The organism is Phreatobacter sp. GW821-FHT04C01, assembly GCF_059420385.1.
In genome coordinates this window covers 1,367,584-1,385,143 of the sequence record NZ_JBWKTP010000001.1, presented here as the reverse complement: position 1 = coordinate 1,385,143, position 17,560 = coordinate 1,367,584, and the positions used below count along the sequence as shown (strand labels likewise).

The 17,560-nt window shown below is 68.5% G+C and carries 17 protein-coding genes; 5 read left to right on the top strand and 12 right to left on the bottom strand.

The genetic code is table 11. The annotated features are described in order from the left end of the window. Positions 1-2 precede the first annotated feature (2 nt). On the bottom strand, positions 3-1,232 hold the full coding sequence (locus AC07WJ_RS06455) for an aminotransferase-like domain-containing protein (protein WP_494933683.1): 1,230 nt from the start codon (positions 1,230-1,232) through the stop codon (positions 3-5). Positions 1,233-1,483: 251 nt separating this feature from the next. Here AC07WJ_RS06455 and AC07WJ_RS06450 point away from each other — a divergent pair, with 251 nt between their 5' ends. Further along, positions 1,484-2,188 carry a haloacid dehalogenase type II gene (locus tag AC07WJ_RS06450; protein WP_494933682.1) on the top strand — a complete coding sequence of 235 codons (705 nt, stop codon included), beginning with the start codon at positions 1,484-1,486 and terminating at the stop codon, positions 2,186-2,188. A gap of 21 nt (positions 2,189-2,209) precedes the next feature. On the opposite strand, the gene msrA is transcribed toward AC07WJ_RS06450, so the two are convergent. From msrA to AC07WJ_RS06435, 3 genes are all read right to left on the bottom strand, one after another. Further along, positions 2,210-2,941: a peptide-methionine (S)-S-oxide reductase MsrA gene (gene msrA, locus AC07WJ_RS06445; protein ID WP_494933681.1), complete on the bottom strand. Its 732-nt coding sequence runs from the start codon at positions 2,939-2,941 to the stop codon at positions 2,210-2,212. 40 nt (positions 2,942-2,981) lie between these two features. Then, positions 2,982-3,476, bottom strand: coding sequence for a peptide-methionine (R)-S-oxide reductase MsrB (gene msrB / locus AC07WJ_RS06440; RefSeq protein ID WP_494933680.1), 495 nt, complete (start codon positions 3,474-3,476; stop codon positions 2,982-2,984). Between the two features lie 119 nt (positions 3,477-3,595). Then, positions 3,596-4,198: a TetR/AcrR family transcriptional regulator gene (locus AC07WJ_RS06435; protein WP_494933679.1), complete on the bottom strand. Its 603-nt coding sequence runs from the start codon at positions 4,196-4,198 to the stop codon at positions 3,596-3,598. A gap of 113 nt (positions 4,199-4,311) precedes the next feature. Here AC07WJ_RS06435 and AC07WJ_RS06430 point away from each other — a divergent pair, with 113 nt between their 5' ends. Beyond that, positions 4,312-5,523, top strand: coding sequence for an MFS transporter (locus AC07WJ_RS06430; protein ID WP_494933678.1), 1,212 nt, complete (start codon positions 4,312-4,314; stop codon positions 5,521-5,523). A gap of 65 nt (positions 5,524-5,588) precedes the next feature. On the opposite strand, the gene AC07WJ_RS06425 is transcribed toward AC07WJ_RS06430, so the two are convergent. The 4 genes from AC07WJ_RS06425 to AC07WJ_RS06410 all read right to left on the bottom strand — a co-directional run bounded on the left by AC07WJ_RS06425 (position 5,589) and on the right by AC07WJ_RS06410 (position 10,481). Next, positions 5,589-7,259, bottom strand: coding sequence for a thiamine pyrophosphate-binding protein (locus AC07WJ_RS06425; protein WP_494933677.1), 1,671 nt, complete (start codon positions 7,257-7,259; stop codon positions 5,589-5,591). 131 nt (positions 7,260-7,390) lie between these two features. Further along, a complete protein-coding gene (locus AC07WJ_RS06420; RefSeq protein WP_494933676.1) occupies positions 7,391-8,002 on the bottom strand; it encodes a pyridoxamine 5'-phosphate oxidase family protein in 612 nt (203 codons plus the stop codon). A gap of 108 nt (positions 8,003-8,110) precedes the next feature. Further along, the gene (aptA, locus tag AC07WJ_RS06415) at positions 8,111-9,445 is read right to left on the bottom strand and encodes an omega-aminotransferase AptA (RefSeq protein WP_494933675.1); all 1,335 of its coding nucleotides are present in this window, start codon (positions 9,443-9,445) and stop codon (positions 8,111-8,113) included. A 76-nt stretch (positions 9,446-9,521) separates the two neighbouring features. After that, positions 9,522-10,481, bottom strand: coding sequence for a GntR family transcriptional regulator (locus tag AC07WJ_RS06410; protein WP_494933674.1), 960 nt, complete (start codon positions 10,479-10,481; stop codon positions 9,522-9,524). A gap of 52 nt (positions 10,482-10,533) precedes the next feature. Between AC07WJ_RS06410 and AC07WJ_RS06405 the strand changes: the two genes are divergently transcribed. Genes AC07WJ_RS06405 through AC07WJ_RS06395 form a run of 3 tightly spaced genes read left to right on the top strand, consistent with a single transcriptional unit; the run spans position 10,534 to position 14,443 of the window. Then, complete coding sequence (locus tag AC07WJ_RS06405) at positions 10,534-12,021, top strand: amidase (RefSeq protein ID WP_494933673.1); 1,488 nt, start codon at positions 10,534-10,536, stop codon at positions 12,019-12,021. Continuing rightward, complete coding sequence (locus tag AC07WJ_RS06400) at positions 12,021-12,869, top strand: alpha/beta hydrolase (RefSeq protein ID WP_494933672.1); 849 nt, start codon at positions 12,021-12,023, stop codon at positions 12,867-12,869. The genes AC07WJ_RS06405 and AC07WJ_RS06400 overlap by 1 nt, the downstream gene beginning before the upstream one ends. 26 nt (positions 12,870-12,895) lie before the next feature. Beyond that, positions 12,896-14,443, top strand: a complete 1,548-nt coding sequence (locus tag AC07WJ_RS06395) for an ABC transporter substrate-binding protein (protein WP_494933671.1) — start codon at positions 12,896-12,898, stop codon at positions 14,441-14,443. A 232-nt stretch (positions 14,444-14,675) separates the two neighbouring features. Here AC07WJ_RS06395 and AC07WJ_RS06390 read toward each other — a convergent pair whose 3' ends face one another. From AC07WJ_RS06390 to exbD, 4 genes are read right to left on the bottom strand one after another with little or no spacing between them, the layout of a single operon-like run. Next, positions 14,676-15,320, bottom strand: coding sequence for an invasion associated locus B family protein (locus AC07WJ_RS06390; RefSeq protein ID WP_494933670.1), 645 nt, complete (start codon positions 15,318-15,320; stop codon positions 14,676-14,678). A gap of 42 nt (positions 15,321-15,362) precedes the next feature. Continuing rightward, positions 15,363-16,190 (bottom strand): ATP-binding cassette domain-containing protein, encoded by an 828-nt coding sequence (locus AC07WJ_RS06385; RefSeq protein ID WP_494933669.1) that lies wholly within the window; start codon positions 16,188-16,190, stop codon positions 15,363-15,365. Positions 16,191-16,195: 5 nt separating this feature from the next. Then, positions 16,196-17,062 (bottom strand): energy transducer TonB family protein, encoded by an 867-nt coding sequence (locus AC07WJ_RS06380; RefSeq protein ID WP_494933668.1) that lies wholly within the window; start codon positions 17,060-17,062, stop codon positions 16,196-16,198. Beyond that, positions 17,059-17,556 carry a TonB system transport protein ExbD gene (exbD, locus tag AC07WJ_RS06375; protein WP_494933667.1) on the bottom strand — a complete coding sequence of 166 codons (498 nt, stop codon included), beginning with the start codon at positions 17,554-17,556 and terminating at the stop codon, positions 17,059-17,061. Before exbD ends, AC07WJ_RS06380 begins: the two co-directional genes overlap by 4 nt. Positions 17,557-17,560 lie beyond the last annotated feature (4 nt).

Below are 17,560 nucleotides of genomic sequence, written 5' to 3'. Positions count from 1 at the left end.
GCTCAGCCGCGGCGTCGGTTGACGCCGCGCTCGGGCACGCCGGTCTGTTCGAAACAGACCCGCGCCAGTTCGGCGACACCGTCCCGGATCGTTTCGACCGTCGGCAAGGCGAAGCAGAGCCGCATATGGCTTTTCGCCGCCTCGCCGTCGCAGGCCCAGTCCGGTCCTGGATTGAAGGCCAGCCCGCCGTCCAGCGCCTTTTGCGCGAAGCTGCGGACATCGACATGATCGGGCAACTTCAGCCACAGAAAGATGCCGCCCTGCGGCACGAAGAGTTCGGCCGAGGTGCCGAACTCCTGGCCGAGCGCATCGATCACCGTGTCGAGCTTGAGGCGCAGCGCGCCGGTCAGTTCGGCGACATGGCTGTCGAAATGGGTCTCGACATATTCGGCGACGACCATTTGCTCCAGCGCGCCCGAACCGGCATCGGTCTTGGTCGCCAGGATGCGGCTCAGCACCTGCCAGTCGGCGACGATGTAGCCGACGCGCAGCGCCGGCGCGAGCGACTTGGAAAATGAGCCGACATGGATGACCCGGCTCGGGTCGAGCGCATAGAGCGCCGGCGGCCGCTCGCCGGCCCAGACCAGGTCGGCGTAACATTCGTCCTCGAAGATCGGCACGCCGAATTCGCGCGACAGCGCGATCAGCTGGTGCCGGCGGCCGAGATCCATGATGCTGCCGGTCGGGTTCTGCACGGTCGGGATGGTGTAGATATATTTCGGCGTCACGCCCTGCCGCGCGAGGTCTTCGAGGATCGCCCTCAGCGCGTCGATGCGGATGCCGCCGTCGTCGAGCGGCGCGCCGACCACCTTGGCGCCGAGCTTCTGGACCTTGCCGATCGCGCCGCCATAGGTGAACTCTTCCAGGATCACCGTGTCGCCGGCCGCCACCAGCAAATTGTTGACGAGATCCATCGCCTGCAGCGAGCCTGAGGTGACCAGCACGTCATCGGCCGTGCAGGTGATGCCGCTGCGCCGGGCGAGCTTGGCCGCGATGAAGGCCCTGAGCCGGTCATGGCCCTGCGGCGCCTGGCCGAGATTATACATGCCGAGTAGCCGGCCATTGTCGCGCAGCACGCGCTCCGCCGCCGCCGCGAGCGCTTCGGCTGGCACCTGCGAGGGGTCGTTGTGGCCGTAGACGAAGTTGTATTTCGGCAACCCGGCAAAGCGCGGCGCCGGCTCGGGCAAGCCGGGCCGGAACATGCTGGTCAGCGCGAAGGACTGGTCGCTCATGCGTCGTCTCCCCTGGTGCCGCGCAGCGCGTGAGGCCGAGCCTGCCGCGCCGGCGAGGTCCTCTTGCCGGAACCTCGTCCCTGTTTGCCGTCCCGGGGCATGGGTGCGCAAGAGCCGCCGCGCGGCAGCGGCCCTGCGGCCGGCGCAGCCCGCCCGACCGGGACGGGCGGTTGCCGGCCCCGGGCTTTGCCCGGAAGATGCCCGCGATCGGGCGAAACGCATCCCGACGCGATGCCAAGGGGGAGGCGGGAATGAGTCTGTCGGACGAACTGCGCGCGACCATCAAGGTCTGCATGTTCGATCAATACGGCACGGTGGTCGACATGCAGTCCGGGCTGACCGAGATCGCGACGCCTTTCCTGAAGGCCAAGGGCTGGACCGGCGATCCCGGTTCATTCGTGACCTGGTGGCGCCGGACCCATTTCGAGAACTCGATGATCGACGCCCTGCTGCACCGCGAGCACACGCCCTACCGCGAAATCGGTCATCGCTCGGTGGCGCATGTGCTGGAACGCGCAGGCATCACCTACACCATGGACGACGTGCGGCGGCTCGTCGGCGAGATCGAAAAGCTGCGCTGCTTCCCGGAGGTGCCGGCGGCGCTCGCCCGGCTGCAGGCCCGCTATCAGCTGGTGGTCCTGTCGAATGGCGACCCGGACATGCTGGAGACCGCCAAGGCCTATCACGGCATCCCCTTCGACCGGGTGATCTCGGTTGCCGAGGCCAATGCCTTCAAGCCGCATGTCGCGACCTATACCAAGGCGGCCGCCCTCATCGGCTGCCGCCTGGACGAGGTCCTGTTCGTCGCCAATCACGCCTTCGACTGCATCGGCGCCAAATCGGCGGGCATGCGGACCGCTTTCATCGACCGCCGCCGCCGTCCCTTCGGCATCACGCCGCACCAGCCCGATATCCTGGTCGGCTCGATGACGGATCTCGCCGATCTCATGGCCTGAGGCCGGGTTCGGCGCCGCGGCTCAGTTCGACACCCCGGCGGTTGCGACCAGCACCGGCGTCGAACGATAGACGCCGGGGAAATGGCGCTTCAGGTCCTCGATCTTCGGCAGGTCGTTGATGACGATATAGGGCGCGGTCGGGTTCCGCGTCAGATAGTCCTGGTGATAGGCCTCGGCGGCATAGAAGGGCCGGTCGGGCTCGATGGTGGTGACGATCGCGGCGCGGAATGCGCGGGCCTGGTTGAGCTGGGCGATATAGGCCTTCGCCACCCGCGCCTGTTCGGCATTGGTCGGGAAGATCGTCGAACGATACTGGGTGCCGATATCGGGGCCCTGGCGATTGAGTTCGGTCGGGTCGTGAGCGACCGAGAAATAGATCTGCAGCAACCGGCCATAGCTGATCTTGCGCGGGTCATAGGTGACCCGCACCGCTTCCGCGTGGCCGGTCCGGCCGCTGGTCACCTTTTCATATTGCGCGGTCGCCCGCTCGCCGCCGGCATAACCGGACACCGCATTGGTGACGCCTTCGACATGCTGGAACACGCCCTGCACGCCCCAGAAGCAACCGCCGGCGAAAACCGCCACCTCGGATGACGCCTGGCCGGCCGGCTCGTCCAGTGCCGGCGCCGGCAAGGCGCGGCCGCCCTCGGCCGCCGCCGTCGATGCCTTGAGGCCGGCGCCGGCCAGCACCAGCGCGCCGGCGATCGACAGGGCGGAACGGCGCGAGAGCGATTTCTGGGACAGAGGGGACATGGTTTCTCTCCGGGTTCGATGAAAGGGGGCGGGACGGCGGTCAGGCGACCGCGGGCTTGAAGACCATGGCGACGCCGTTCATGCAGTAGCGCAGCCCGGTCGGGCGCGGTCCGTCGTCGAAAACATGACCGAGATGGCCGCCGCAGCGGCTGCAATGAACGGCCTCGCGCTGCATGCCGAAACTGCTGTCTCGGGTCGTGCCGACGGCCCGTTCCAGCGGTGCCCAGAAGCTCGGCCAGCCGGTGCCGCTGTCGAATTTCGTCGCCGACGAGAACAGGTTGAGGCCGCAGCCGGCGCAGGCGAACTGGCCGCGTCGCTCTTCGTGCAGCAGCGCGCTGCTATAGGGCCGCTCGGTGCCGCTCCGCCGCAGCACCGCATATTGCGCCGGGGTCAGTCGCCCTCGCCATTCCGCATCGCCAAACGACACCGCGAAGGTCTCGGCGGAGCCGGACGCCGCCGCGCCCCGCCAGGGCAAGCCTGCGGCCGCCGCCAGCCCGAGCGTTCCACCGGCCAGGAAAAAGCGTCTTGTCGTCATGGCCCCGATCCCGCGTTCCGACATCGCCACGGCGATGTCCCTGCAGCGGATACGGAGTGAAGCACCGTTTCGTTGCGGCGAGAGCCGGGCTCACGCGCATGTGATAAGGCCGGCCGTACTCAGGGTTTCGCCCGGTCGAGCAGAAGGCCGTCGAGCAAGGCCTGGAAGGCCTGGACCGCCTTTTGCGATGTCGCCTGCGGGTCCCGCGCATTGGCGATCCACAAGGAGGCATGAAGCATGGCGCCGTTCAGCAGCCGCGCCACCGCCTCGGTGTCGATCGGGACGATGGTCCCGTCATCGGCGAAGCGTTGCAGGCTCGCCGCCATCGAGCGGATGCATTCGCTTTGGCCCGGCCAGGTCGAAGGGTCGCCGAGCACGGAAGGACCGTCACGCAGCATGATGCGCTGGATCTCCGGCTCCAGCGCCATTTCGATATAGGCGATGCACTCGGCGGCGAAACCTTGCCAGGGATCGGCGGCGCGGCGCGAGACGGCACCGAGCCGGGCGCTCATTTCGGCATCGATTTCGGCGATGACCGCCTCCAGCAATCCCTTCTTGTCGCCGAAGTGATGGTAGAGCGCGCCGCGCGTCAGGCCAGCGGCGGCGGTGAACTGATCCATCGACGCCTCGGCATAACCGACCGCGCCGAAAGCATGGCGCGCCGCGCCGACCAGCTTGGCGCGCGTCTCCGCGATCATCGCGCTGCGCGGCTTGTAGCTCATGCCTGCCCCTCTCACATACGCCTCGTATATTATTTGACATACGCTCCGTATGCAATTACGTGGCTGACATACGCCACGTATGCAAGTGGCCCCTCTCCATTGCGGCGTCCGCCATGTCCAATCCTTATCGTGAGATTTTCCGGGCTCCCGGAGCCAAGTCCTTTTCAGCCGTCGGTTTCATTGCCCGCCTGCCCTGGGTCATGGTCACGCTCGGCATCGTCACCATGCTGTCGCAGACCCATGGCGTCTATTGGCTGGCCGGCGCGGTCGCGGCCACTTTCGCCTTCGCCAATGCCCTGATCGCGCCGCAGATTTCCCGGCTGGTCGACCGTTACGGCCAGAGCCGCGTGCTGCCGCCGGCGACCGCCCTGACGGTTGTCGCCCTGGCCGGCCTGATGCTCGCCACCCGCCTCGGCGCTCCGGCCTGGACCCTGTTCCTGTTCGCCATGCTCAGCGGCTTCATGCCCAGCATGGGCGCCCTGGTCCGGGCCCGCTGGACCGAGCTCTACCGCGACACGCCCAAGCTGCACACCGCCTTCGCTTTCGAATCGGTGGTCGACGAGGTCATCTACATGGCCGGCCCGGTGATCTCGATCGGGCTCAGCGTCGCGCTCTTCCCGGAAGCCGGACCGCTCGCCGCCACCCTGCTCCTGGCCCTCGGCACCTTGCTGTTCGTGCTGCAGAAGACGACCGAACCGCCGGTCCACGCCCAGGGCCGGAGCGCCGGAACCTCGGTCATCCGCCTCGGCTCGGTCCGGATCATCGTGCTGACCCTGATCGCGATCGGCGCGATCTTCGGCACGGCCGAGGTGACCGCGATCGCCTTTGCCGAGCAGCAGGGCCAGAAGGCCGCGGCCAGCCTGGTGCTGGCGAGCTATGCCGCCGGCTCGCTGATCGTCGGCCTGGTCTTCGGCACGCTGAAGCTGCGCATGCCGCTCGCCCGCCAGTTGGTGCTGGCGATCGGGCTCGCCGCGCTGACCACTTTGCCGCTCCTGGTCATCGGCAGCTTGCCGATGCTGGCCGCGGTGCTGTTCCTGGCCGGAGCCGCGGTGTCGCCGACGCTCATCATCTCGATTGGCCTGATCGAGCGCGTCGTGCCCGCGGCCAAGCTGACCGAGGGCGTCACCTGGGCGATGACCGGCGTCGGCACCGGCATGGCCATCGGGTCGTCGCTTTCCGGCTGGGTGATCGACCAGTTAGGCGCGGCGAGCGGTTTCTGGGTGTCGATCGCCGCCGGCGTGGTCGCGCTCGCCATCATTCTGCTCGGCTATCGCCACGTCGCGGAACAGGCGCGCCAAGGCGCCATGGTCCAGGCGATGGCCTGAGCGCCGCGACCACCAGGATGTCCGGCGCGACGCCGCCGGCATCCCTGCCGTTGCGGCGCACCGGCTCAGTCGTCCGCGACGGCCACCGCCTTCGGGCCATAAGGAAAATAGGGCGGATGATCGCCGATCGCGGTCATGTCGACCTCGACCAGCGCCGGTCCCTTGATCGCGATCGCCTCGGCCACGCGCGCGCCGAAATGCTCCGGTCGGTCGACCCGGCGGAACGCAATGCCGGCGAGCCGGGCGAGACCTTCGAGATCCGGCCCGAGCACGGTGTCGAAGCGCCGCCGGCCGCCGGCCGCGGCATCCTGGATATGCCTGATGACCCCATAGCCGCGATCGTTCATGACCAGGATGGTCATGTCGAGATTTTCCTGAACCGCGGTCCAGAGCTCGGTCAGATTCAGGAAGAAGCCGCCGTCGCCGGTCATCACCACGACCTTGCGTCCGCCCGGCGCCAACGCCGCGCCGATGCCGAGGCACAGGCCCTGCCCGATGCCGGCGCCGATCGGATAGATGTTGCTGCTCGGATGGTGCAGCGGAAACAGCTTGTTGCCCCAGGTGCTGTTGTTGATGGTGATGTCGCGCGCCCAGATCGCATCGTGGGGCACCACCGCGCGAAGCTGCTCGGCGAAATCGGCATAGGGCCCGAGCGTGGCGCGGAACGCGGCGCGCGCCCGCCGCTTCAGCCTGCGGAATTCATCGCCGAAGGACGGATCGATCGTCGTCCTTCCGGCGATCCTGGTCGCCAGCGCTTCGAGCGTGATGCCCGCGTCGCCCAGCACGAAACACCGGTTGGCATAGGTCCGGCCGTCGGCCAGCGGATCGACGTCGATCTGCGCCATGACCTTTGGCAAGGGCACGGAGCAATCCATGGTCTCGTGACCGCGCAGCCGCGATCCCGCCACCAGCATCAGATCGACGGTTTCGTAGAAGGCCTCGATCTCGGGCACGCCCTGGCCGTTGAGCCCGCCGAGATTCATCGGGTGGTCTTCGGACACCACGCCCCTGCCCGCCCAGCTCGTCACCATGGCGAAGCCGAGATCGAGCAGCTTGCGCGCCGCCGGGCCGGCGCCGGAGGCGCCGCGCCCGAGCCAGAGCATGGGCCGCCTGGCGCCGAGCACCAGGGCGGCGAGCCGGTCGAGATCGGCGTCCGACGGCGCCTGCGGCAGGCCGAGCGGCAGCTTGAAATCGTCCAACGCCGCCGGCCGCGCGACGACGGCGCGCTGAATATCGATGGGGATCTCGACGCTCACCGGTCCGCCCGGCGCCGTCAGCGCCTCGACCGCGGCCTTGGTCAGCACGCCGAAGGCCTGGCCGGCGGAACGGATGCGATAGGCCGCCTTGCCGGCGCTCTTCAGCATGCCGAGCTGGTCGGGCACGTCATGCACGGTGCCGACGCCGCGATCGACGAATGCCGTCGCTGTCTGTCCGGTGATGTGCAGCAGGGGCGTGCCGGCGAAGCGCGCTTCGACCAGGCCCGAGACGGCGCCGGCGGCGCCCGGGCCGGTGCTGGTGAAGACGACCCCGAGCTTGCCCGCAGCGCGCGCCCAGCCATCCGCCATGTGGCCGGCGCCGAGCTCGCCGCGGGTCGGCACGAAGCGAATGCCGTTGTGCCGGCCAAGCGCATCCAGCATCGGAATGTTGTGCACCGACACGATGCCGAAGGCCGTCGTCACGTCGCAGCGGTCGAGGAACTCGGCGACCAGATCGCTGACGGTATAGGGCGTTTCCATCCGGGTCCCGGCTCTCTCATCCTGTGGAACATTGTTCCATGATGATGATCACCGCGGCGATGGCGCGGCAAGGGCATCGCTGCCCTGAAAAACCGGGATGCCGGGGATCCCTTGGGAACGCCCGCGCGGCCTCAGTAGAGGCTGGTCGTATAGGCGACCTCGAGCCGCTGATTGGCCGCGTCCGCGTCGACGCCCTTGACCTGATCGGCCAGGATATTGCCGAGCAGCGGAAAATCGTCGCGCCCGATCTTCTTGTCCGGGTTCCACAGGTCGGCGCGCAGCAGCGACCGGCCGCAGTGGAAATAGACCTGCTCGACCGTCACCTCGAGCGCCGAGCTCGGCACGATCTTGCCCTTGATCGCCATGGACTGCAGCACCGCGGCATCGGTGACGATGCGCGCCCGGCCATTCACCCTGAGCGTCTCGTTGACGCCGGGCACGAAGAACAAGAGCCCGACCTCGGGCTTGGCCAGCACGTTCTGCAGCGTGTCGAGCAGGTTGTTGCCGCGCCGGTCGGGCAGCAGCAGGGTCGTTTCGTCGACGACATGGACGAAACCCGGCTCGTCGCCGCGCGGCGAACAATCCGTGCCGCTGCCATTGCTGCTGGCGATCGTCAGGAACGGCGAGAGCGCGATGAACCGGCGGGCGTGGCCGTCCAGCCGGGCCAGGATCTTCTTGCGGACCATTTCGGCGGGTTCGGCATAGGCCTGCCGAAGCTCGTCGGTTGCGGTGATCTCGGTCATCAAGGCGCCTCCTTCCGCCCGGGCCGCTCCGGCCCGGCAATCGCGGCCTTATAGAACCATCCGCGGCGAAAGCCGACCCCGCGCAGGGCCGGCCCCGACGCCAAAGCCTCAGGCGATCGCCCGGACCGCCTGGCGGATCGTGTCGAAGATCCGGTCGATCTCGGCTTCCGTGATGATCAGCGGCGGCGACAGCACCAGGGCATCGCCCGCGGTCCTGACCAGCACGCCGGCCTCATAGCAGAGATTGCCGGCGGCGGCACTTCGGCTACCCGGCTCGTCCGGCCGCGGCGCGATCTCGATGGCCGCGAGCAGGCCGATATTCCTGACATCGACGATATGGGGTTCGCCCTGCAGCGAATGCGCCTGCTGCTCCCAATAGGCCGAGATGGTCGCGGTCCGGGTGAACAGGTCGAGTTCCTCATAGACGTCGATCGCCGCGAGCCCCGCGGCGCAGGCCAGCGGATGGCCGGAATAGGTATAGCCGTGCATCAGTTCGACGGCCCCCTCCGGCCCGGCCATGAAGGCGTCGTAGACCTTGGTCGAGGTGATCACCCCACCCATCGGCACGGCGCCATTGGTCATGCCCTTGGCGCAGGTGATGATGTCGGGCGTGACGCCGAGCGCGGTCGACCCGAAGGCGGCGCCCAGGCGGCCGTAGCCGGTGATGACCTCGTCGAAGATCAGCAGGATGCCGTGCCGGTCGCAGATCGCGCGCAGGCGCTCCAGATAGCCTTTCGGCGGCGGCAGCACGCCGCCCGAGCCGGTGACCGGCTCGACGATGACGGCCGCGATGGTCGAGGGATCGTGGATCTGGGTCAGCGCTTCCAGTTCGTCGGCGAGATGGGCGCCCCAGGTCGGCTGGCCGCGCGAGAAGGCCTGGTGCTCGCGGTTATAGGTATGCGGCAAATGGTCGACATCGGCGAGCAGCGGGCCGAAATCGCGGCGATGGCGGGCGATGCCGGCAACCGACAGGCCGCCGAAACCCATGCCGTGATAACCCTTGGCGCGGCCGATCAGGCGGGTGCGGCCGGCATCGCCGCGGGCCCGGTGATAGGCGCGCGCGATCTTCAGCGCGCTGTCGACGGCCTCCGACCCGGAATTGACGAAGAACACCCGGTCGAGCCCTGCGGGCGTCAGGCCGGCGATCCGCTCGGCCAGCTTGAAGGCGAGCGGATGGCTCATCTGGAACGACGAGACATAGTCGAGATGGCCGGCCTGCTCGCGGATGGCGGCGGTGATCCGTTCCGGACCATGGCCGGCATTGACGCACCAGAGCCCGGCCATGCCGTCGAGCAATTGGCGGCCCTCGGCGGTGGTGTAATACATGCCCTTGGCGCCGACGAAGAGCCGCGGATTGGCCTTGAACGCGCGGTTCGCCGTGAACGGCAGCCAATAGGGCTCGAGCGCTTCGCGGCTCAGGTTCATCTGCGGAACGATTGTCATGGCTTCCCCACCGGATCAGGCCGCGGATCGCCCTTGGGGATACCGCGGCTCTCAGAATAATCTCTGTACTATGTATCTATAAAATACCTTCCGCAATGCCTTTGGCGGAAGCGACGGCCGCGCCGCGGAAATCCCGGCAGAGATCGCGCGCGAGATCGAGGTGTCGGCGCAGCAGTGCCGCCGCCAGCTCGATCTCGCCGGCCGACAGCCGGGCGATGATCTCGAGATGCTCGCGACAGGACACGACGACGCGCTCAGGCCCGTAACGCCAGGAATAATTGGAATAGCGGCGCAGGCGGGTCTGCTGCTGCAGCGCCAGCACGAGGTGGCGATTGCCGGAGGCGGCGATCAGCCCCTCATGGAACTCGGCATTCATCTCGAACAGCGCGACGCTCAGCAAGGCGGTCCACGGCTGTTGCAACATGTCCTCATGGCGCCGCCGCATGTCGGCGAGCCAGGCCGGATCGAGGGCGAAGCCCGGCTCGAACAGGGCCGCCGGCTCGATGATGCGGCGGAAGGCGTAGCTTTCGGCGATGACCGCGGGATCGTTGAGCGGCGAGAACAGCCAGCCATGGCCGGGCAGGCGCTCGACCAGCCCGACCTCGGCGAGCTTGTTCAGGATGCGCAGCAGCAGCGGCCGGCCGATATCGTAGCGCCGCATCAGGTCGGCCTCGGAGGCCTGCCGCGGCAGGATGCCGTCGACCCGGTCGCGGGCGATGCGCACGCAATATTCGTCGAGATCGGACACGACGGGGGGGAACTCACCGCCCGCGATCTGGTCGGCCGGGGTCGCCAGCGCATAACCGCCGCCCGGCAGCGGGCTGATCACCCCGCGCTCCGCGAGATGACGCAACGCCGCGCGGACCGGCGTGCGCGAGACCTGCAGCCGTTGCGCCAGCAATGCCTCGGGCAGCCGGCTGCCGGGCGCCAGCCCGTCGCTGCGGATGACCTCGACGATCCGCGGCAACAGGTCGCGCTGCAGCCGGCTGGGCGATTCGGCATCGGTGCCTTGTCGTGACGACTTTCTGTGTATCATGGTTTGACAAAATACATTGGATACGCCTCCATAGGAAGCACGATCGAAAGGCATGACGATGCAGCCGCAATCCGCCCGGACCGCTCCGCCCGCGCCAAAGGTGCCCAATGCCGGCCAACCCTGGCAATGGGAAGCCGCTGAACTCGCGGCGATGATCCGCGCCGGCACGGTATCGAGCCGCGAGGCAGTACAATCCTGTCTTGCGCGCATGGATCAGGTGAACGGCGCGATCAACGCCGTCGTCCGCCGTTTCGACGACGAGGCGCTCGCCGAGGCCGATGCGGCCGACGCGGCGCGCCGGCGGGGTGACGCGCTCGGCGCCCTTCACGGCGTACCGGTGACCATCAAGATCAATATCGACCAGAAGGGCCACCCGACCGATGGCGGCGTCGCCGCCTATGCCGATCTCGTCGCCACGAGCGACAATCCGGTCGTCGCCAATCTGCGCGCCGCCGGCGCGGTCGTCATCGGCCGCACCAACGCACCCGCCTATTCGATGCGCTGGCAAACCGAGAACGACCTGCACGGCGCGACCCTCAACCCCTGGCATGCCGGCATCACGCCCGGCGGATCGAGCGGCGGCGCGGCCGCGGCGGTCGCCGCCGGCATCGGTCCCATCGCCCATGGCAACGACATTGCCGGCTCCGTCCGCTATCCCGCCTATTGCTGCGGCCTTGTCGGCCTGCGCCCGACCCATGGCCGGGTTCCCTCCAGCAACGGCACCGCCAAGGGGCTGGCACCGATCTCCTCGCAATTGATGGCGGTGCAGGGGCCGCTCACCCGCACGGTGCGCGACCAGCGCCTGGCCTTCGCGGCCATGGCGAGGCCGAGCCCGCTCGACCCGCGCTGCGTCGAGCCGGCCCCCTTCGCACCGCCGGCGCGGCCGATGCGCATCGCGCTGGTTGTCGATCCCGGCGGCCGCGGCGTCCATCCGGCGGTGGCCGAGGCGGTTCGCCAGGCCGGCCGCGCCCTGGAGGCCGCCGGCTATATCGTCGAGGAGGTCGCCCCGCCCGGTCTCGCCGAGATCGGCGACATCTGGGCGAAACTCGCCATGGCCGACGTCATGGCGAGCCTTCAACCGCTGATCGACGCCAATGGCGACGCGGGCATCCGGCGCGCCATCGCCTTGTGGAACGAGGCCCTGCCGAAATACCAGGCGAGCGACGTGCTGGTCGCGCTCGGCGAGCGGTCGGCGGCGCTGCGAAGCTGGCAGATCTTCTTCGAAACCCATCCGGTCGTGGTCATGCCCGTCTCGACCCAATTGCCCTTCGAGGTCGGCTTCGACCTCAAGGACGCCGCGGCCACCGCCGCCGTCATCGCCGCCCAGAACCCGCTGATGTCGATCTCGGTGCTCGGGCTTCCCGGCCTTTCGGTGCCCACCGGCCTTGCCGGCGGCATTCCCGTCGGCGTCCAGGTGGTCGCCGGACGTTTCCGCGAGGATCTTTGTTTCGAGATCGGCGAGGTCATCGCCGCCGGCCATATGCTGTCGACGCCGATCGACCCCAGGCCGATCGACCCCAAGCCGGCGGGAGCACGCTGATGGCACGCCCCAGAGGCCACGGCACCAGGCTTTCGGCCTATGATTTCGGCCGGACCACCGTCTATGCCAGCCGCATGGACCAGCGCTTTTCCTATTCGGCCTATGTGCCCGAAGATTACGACGAGCACGGCACCGACAGCTATCGCCTGCTGGTCGCCGTTCACGGCACGCTGCGCGACATGACGCCTTATCGCGATGCGTTCATTCCCTTCGCCGAACGTCACCGCTGCATCGTCCTCGCCCCCTTGTTTCCGGCGGGCATCGAGAGCCCGACCGACGTGTCGAGCTACAAGATGCTGGCGCCGACGGCGGTACGCTACGACCTGCTGCTGCTCTCGATGATCGAGGAGATGAAGGCCCGCTACCGCATCGGCGGCGACCGTTTCGGCCTGCTCGGCTTTTCCGGCGGCGGCCATTTCGCCCATCGCTTCCTCTACCTGCATCCCGAACGGGTCGCGGCCGTTTCGATCGGCGCGCCGGGCGTCGTTACCCTGCTCGATTTCGATCACGATTTCTGGGTCGGCGTCCGCGACATCGAGGCCGTCATGGGCCGCCCGATCAATCTGCCGGCGATGCGCCGGGCAGCGGTGCAGATGGTCATCGGCGGCGACGACACCGAGACCTGGGAGATCACCATTCCGCAGAGCAGCCGGACCTGGCGTCCCGACGGCGACATTGCCGGCGCCAATCGCCAGGATCGCATGCGCGCGCTGAAGTCGAGCTTCGAAAATCACGGCATTGCCGTGCGCCACGACATCGTGCCGGGCGTCGGCCATCGCAGCGCCGGCATCTTCCAGGCCGTCGAGGCTTTCTTCGACGACGCCACGGCCAACTGGCCGGCCGACTGACCATCAAAAAAAGAAGGGGACGCAGCATGATCCGCACCGCCTGGCTTGGCCTCCTGGGAGCGATCATCGCCTCCCCTGCCCTTGCCCAGCCCGCTCCCACCGGCAGCCGCCTGACGGTCGCCCTCAATGCCGACATCCGCAGCCTGGAACCGGGCGTCAATCGCGACGCCAATACCGACGGTGTCGTCCATCAGATCTTCGAGGGCCTGGTCGCCTTCCGCGCCGACCTGAGCGTCGGGCCGGCCCTCGCCGACAGCTGGGCGGTCACCGACGAGGGCCGGACCTATACGTTCAAACTGCGCAGCGGCGCCCTGTTTCACAACGGCAAGCCTGTCACCTCGGCCGAGGTGAAATGGATGTGGGACCGGCTGGTGCAAGGCGCCGCCTGGGCCTGCCGCACCACCTTCTTCGGCGGCGGCGGGGTCAAGGTCGTCGCGGTCGAAGCCCCCGACGCCCAGACGGTGGTGTTCAGGCTCGACCAGGCCAATGCGCTGTTTCTCAAGCAGCTCGCCAATATCCAGTGCCATGTCGTCGCGGCTCATCCCGACAGCCTCGATGCGACGGGCAAATGGACGACGCCGATCGGTTCCGGGCCGCTGAAGCTGCGCGAATGGCGCCGCAGCGAATATATCCTGCTGGATCGCTTTGCCGACTATAAACCGAGTGCCGCTCCCGCCAGCGGCTTTTCCGGCGCCCGCGACATGCTGGTCGACCAGGTGCTGTTCCGGGTCATTCCGGACTCGACCGCCCGCGAGGCGGCGTTGACCACCGGCGCCGTCGATATCCTCGCCAGGATCGATCCCGAGCAGGTCGAGCCGCTGCGCCAGCGCGGCATGCGCATCGTCACCGCGCCGGGGCTCGGCTGGTCGACCATGCTGATCCAGACCGACGACCCGCTGCTGTCCAATGTCAAGATTCGCCTGGCCCTGGCCCATGCCATCAACCTCAAGGACATCGCCGAAGCGCGCGCCGCCGGCCTGACCCAGGCCAACCCTTCGGGCGTCAGCAATTCGACGGCCTTCTACGATCAGCGTTTCGCCGAATGGCCGGCCTATGACCCGGCGCGCGCCGCGGCTCTGCTGCGGGAGGCCGGCTATCGCGGCCAGCCGATCAAACTGCAGACCAACAGGCAATATCCCGGCATGTATCAGAACGCGGTCGTCATCGAGGCCATGCTGACCGCCGCGGGCTTCAAGGTTCAGCTGGAAGTGCTCGATTGGGCAACCCAGCTCAGCAATTATCTGAACGGTCGCTTCCAGCTGCAGTCCTTCTCCTTTTCGGTGCGCTTCGACCCGACCCAGATGTACATGACCTTCATCGACAGCAAGACGAACACCAAGACCGCCCAATATGGCGATCCGGAAGCGATCGCCCTGCTGGCCGAGAGCGCACGGGCCTCCGACGACGCCGCCCGGCGCGAGATCTTCGCCAGGATCCACGCCAAGATCGCCGCCGACGTGCCGATCATCGGGCTCTATTACGATCCCGTCCTGGAGGCCATTCACCCCCGCGTCCAGGGCTATGTGTCATGGCCGGCCAACCAGCCGATCACCTGGGGCGTCCGCAGGTCCTGAGCAGCCGTTCGGGAGCACCGACCGGGCATCTCACCACCGCTCGTCATCCCCGGGCCTGGCCCGTCATCCCCGGGCTTGGCCCGTCATCCCCGGGCTTGGCCCGGGGAGCCACCCATTCAAAACGCACACGTCGTGAAGGCCGGGAGAAGGTCGGCCGAGACGACGTGAGATCTCCGCTGGAACCAGGTCGCCAGCGGTTTCCGAGCGGCGCAAAGTCCGGGCCGGCGGACGGTCAGCCGCCGAGTTGGGCGACCCGGGCGATGGCAGCGGCGAAGCCGTTCAGCGAGACGTTGAAGGTGGCGGTCTCGCCGCTGCTCAGCGAGGTGGCGCTGACGATCAGCCGGGTGCCCTTCTTCAGGGCTTCGGTGGCGACCGTCGGCAGGCTGATCGGCGCCAGGCAGCCGGATGGCAGGCAGGTGGAAAAGCGCACGCCCTGGCCGAGATCCTGCTCGTCGATCTTGAGCTTCACGCCAAGATCCAGGTTGAGCCCGAAGGGCAGGAGCAGGACACCGTCGGTCTTGCCGCTTTCCGGCAGGCGAAGCTCGATGGCGAAGGTGCGCTGGCCGGTCTGCTGGTTGCCTTGGGCCTGCGAGAAGGCGCAGGCCTTGCGGCCCTCGATGATCCGGCAGTCGACGGTCCAGTCACCATAGGTCTCGTTGATCGAGGTCGCGCCGTTCGGCAGTTGCGCGACGGGAGGCATGAGCGGGGCAGCCAGAGGCGTCGGGGCCGGCGCGGGAGCCGGCGCGGCGGCGGCCGGCGCGGGCGCGGGACGGCGGGGATTGGCGGCCGGTGCCGGCTGCTGGGCCAACGCCGTGCCGGCGGCAATAGCGATGCCGGCGATCACCGTGCAGCGCAGGAGAAGCTTGGAGCGGAACATGGTCTCGGGCCTTGTTGAGAGCGGGAGTCGGGACGGCAGGGCTCAGCTGACATAGCTGATCGGCAAGCCGGAAACGGGATGCGGCATGACGCCCATGGCGACGCCATAGACCGCCTGGAGTGCCTTCGGCGTCATGATTGCCGGCGGCGCGCCGCGGGCGATCAGTCTGCCGCTGTGCAAGGCGACGATCTCGTCGCAGAAGCGCGCCGCCATGTTGACGTCGTGCAGCACGACGACGACGCCCAGCCCGCGATCGCGCGACAGCCGCCGGACCAGCGACAGCACCTCGATCTGATGGGCGATGTCGAGCGCCGAGATCGGCTCGTCCAGCAGCAGATATTCGGCGTCCTGTGCCACCAGCATGGCCAGCCAGACGCGCTGGCGTTCGCCGCCGGACAGGGTATCGACCAGCCGTTCGGCAAAGGGCTCGACATCGGCCAAGGCCATGGCCTCGGCGACCTTGTCGCGGTCGGCCTGGCCGAAGCGGCCGAGCGCGCCGTGCCAGGGATAGCGGCCGAGCGCCACCAGTTCCTTGACCAGCATGCCCGAGGCCGGCGGCGTCTGCTGCGGCAGGTAGGCGACCTTGCGCGCGAAGGGCCGGTCGCCCCAGGCCTCCAGCGCCTTGCCCTCGAAGCGGATCGTGCCGGCCGAGACCGGCTGCTGGCGCGCCAGCAGCTTGACCAGCGTCGATTTGCCCGAGCCGTTATGGCCGATCAGTCCGACGACGCGGCGCGCCGGCAGGCTCATGGTCAAGGGCTCGAGCAGCACCCGGCCGGGGACCGCGAAACTGACGCCGTCGAGTTCGAACAGCGCGTCCGTTCCGGCAGACCTCGGCGGCGGTTCGGCAGGCCTTGGAACAAGCTTGAGCATGGACTTCATCGGTTGAACCGGACCGGAACGGAGAACGAGATCGAACTACCGGCGACGCTGGCCGGCGGGGCCGGCACCGGGCTGGCGCGACGCATCATCGACACCGCCTCGTTGTCGAGAGCGCTGTCGCCCGAGCCCCGCACCAGCCGCGACGACAGCACGCGGCCCGACCGGTCGATGGTGAAGGCGACCTGGACGACGCCGCTGGTGGCCCCCGGCGGCGCGCGTTTGAAGCGGTTGAGATGGGCCATGAGGCTGCTGCGCCAATTGGCCTGCGAGGCGGCCGAGGCCGCGGCCGCGCCGGCGGAAGGCGCCGCCGCCGTGTCGGCACGTTGGGTCTGCGCCGTCGGCGGCGCGGTGGTCTGGCGCACCCGCGCCCGATCCGGCCGGACCGGACGCGGTCGTTCGACCCGCTGCACCGGTCGCGGCGGTGGCGGCCGCTCGACCTGCGGTTTCGGCGGCGGTGGCGGCGGCGTGAGCACCGCCGCCGCGTCCGGCATGGGCGGCAATTCGGGGATCCGGATCTCCGGTTCGGGCGGCGGCGGTGGCGGTGGCGTATCCTCGACCGGCGTGCGCTCGACCTCCGGTTCGGTCTCCGGCTGTATCGGCGCCGGCTCCGCTTGGGTCATCTGCGGTCCGGGCGCCATGTCCTGCGGCGGCGCTTCCGGCGCCACCGAGACCGGCGACAGCTCGATCATGATGGCGGATGGCGGCTCGCCGGCCGCCGCCGCCGCCGGCTGCCAGTTGACGGCAAGCCAGACCGCACCGGCGTGAACCGCGCAGACGGCCGCCGCCGCGCCGGTCCAGCCGGCCAGCCTGAGCCAGGGACGCGACCCGGTATCACCGCCGCGATCGGTCGCCATTTCGGTCATGGCCGCGGCGCACCCGCGGCCGGAGCGGCCGGCGCCGGCAGCGCGCCGGCAGCAGCCCCCGCCCCCGCAGCGGCACCGGTATCCTCGAGGCCGACCAGTGCGATCTTCAGATAGCCGGCCTGGCGCAGCAGGTTCATGACATTCATCAGTTCGCGATAGGCGACCGCGCCATCGGCGCGCAGGAAGATCCGCTGTTCGCGATCGTTCTGGGTCTGCCGGTCGAGCGTCGCCTGCAGCGCCTCGCGCGGGACGTCGTCATTGCCGAGCGCCAGGACGAGATCGTTCTTCACGGTCAGGAAGACCGGCTTGTCCGGCCGCGGCTGCGGCTGAGCATTCGACACCGGCAGGTCGACGGCGACATCGACGGTGGACAGCGGCGCCGCCACCATGAAGATGATCAGCAGCACCAGGATCACGTCGATGAACGGCGTGACATTGATATCGGAGACCTCGGCGAGGTCGCCTTCCTGCGGATCCTTGAGACTGACGCCCATGCTG